The organism is Streptomyces sp. NPDC005820, assembly GCF_040630255.1.
Taxonomy (GTDB): domain Bacteria; phylum Actinomycetota; class Actinomycetes; order Streptomycetales; family Streptomycetaceae; genus Streptomyces.
Map to the genome: position 1 here is coordinate 1 of NZ_JBEXXE010000134.1, position 1,411 is coordinate 1,411.

General features: G+C 66.1%; 2 protein-coding genes. Both read right to left on the minus strand.

All coding sequences use genetic code 11. The features are described 5' to 3' along the window. A partial coding sequence (locus ABZ464_RS52065) for an alpha-amylase family glycosyl hydrolase (protein WP_359290067.1) occupies positions 1–851 on the minus strand: 851 nt, incomplete at its 3' end. Continuing rightward, positions 848–1,411 (minus strand): alpha-glucosidase C-terminal domain-containing protein (locus ABZ464_RS52070; RefSeq protein ID WP_359290069.1); only part of this gene is annotated, 564 nt, incomplete at its 5' end. The genes ABZ464_RS52070 and ABZ464_RS52065, both read right to left, overlap by 4 nt.

Sequence of the window (1,411 nt, forward strand, 5' to 3'; positions counted from 1 at the left end):
ATGTGGCATTCGTCGCCGCCCGAGGCGTAGTCGCCGAAGTAGTCGACCACGTCCTCCGGCCACTGGTTGGCCTCGGCCAGGATCACCGTGTCCGGGTAGTGGGCGTCGATCTCCTTGCGGACCCGTTTGAGGAACTCATGGGTTGCCGGAAGGTTTTCGCAGTTGGTGCCCTCCCGTGCGTACAGGTACGGCACCGCGTCCAGCCGGAACCCGTCGATGCCGAGGTCCAGCCAGAACCGCAGCGCGGAGATCATCTCCTCCTGCACGGCCGGGTTCTCGTAGTTGAGGTCCGGCTGGTGGGAGAAGAAGCGGTGGAAGAAGTACTGCTTGCGGACGGGGTCGAAGGTCCAGTTGGAGACCTCGGTGTCGACGAAGATGATGCGGGCGTCGGCGTACTGCTTGTCGTCGTCGGCCCACATGTAGTAGTCGCCGTAGGGCCCGTCGGGGTCCTTCCTCGACTCCTGGAACCAAGGGTGCTGATCGCTCGTGTGGTTCATGACGAAGTCGATGATCACCCGCATGCCCCGCTGGTGGGCGGCGTCCACGAATTCCACGAAGTCGGCGAGGTCACCGAATTCGGGGAGCACGGAGGTGTAGTCGGAGACGTCGTATCCGCCGTCGCGGAGCGGGGACTTGAAGAAGGGCGGGAGCCAGAGGCAGTCGACGCCCAGCCATTGCAGGTAGTCGAGTTTGGCGGTGATGCCCTTGAGGTCGCCGACGCCGTCGCCGTTGCTGTCCTGGAAGGAGCGGACCAGGACCTCGTAGAAGACGGCTCGCTTGAACCAGTCGGGGTCGCGGTCCTTGGCGGGGGTGTCCTCGAACGTGTCCGGAACGGGCTCGTTGACGATCATCGTGTGGGTGACCCTCCGATCTGCGGGTTGGACGGTCGCAGGACGGTGAGGACGTGCGCGGGCCGGGTGCCCGGTTCGAGGCGCACGTAGTTGGCCCTGCCCCAGTGGTAGGTCTCGCCGGTGAGCTCGTCGCGCACCGGCACCGACTCGTGCCAGTCCAGGCCGAGTTGCGGCATGTCCAACGAGACCGTCGTCTCCTGGGTGTGGTGGGGGTCGAGGTTGACGACCACCAGAACCGTGTTCGAACCGCTCTTCTTCGAGTAGGCGATCACCGCTTCCTTGTCGGTGTGGTGGAAGCGCAGCGTGCGCAGGGTGTGCAGGGCGGGGTTCTCCCGCCGGATGGCGTTGAGGCGGGTGATGAGGGGGGCGAGGGTGTCCGGGGTGTCCCAGTCGCGTGTCCTGAGCTGGTACTTCTCGGAGTCGAGGTATTCCTCGCTGCCGGGGCGCAGGGGGGTGTTCTCGCAGAGTTCGTAGCCGCTGTAGATGCCCCAGGTGGGGGAGAGGGTGGCGGCGAGGACGGCGCGGACGGCGAAGGCGGGGCGGCCGCCGTGCTGGAGGTA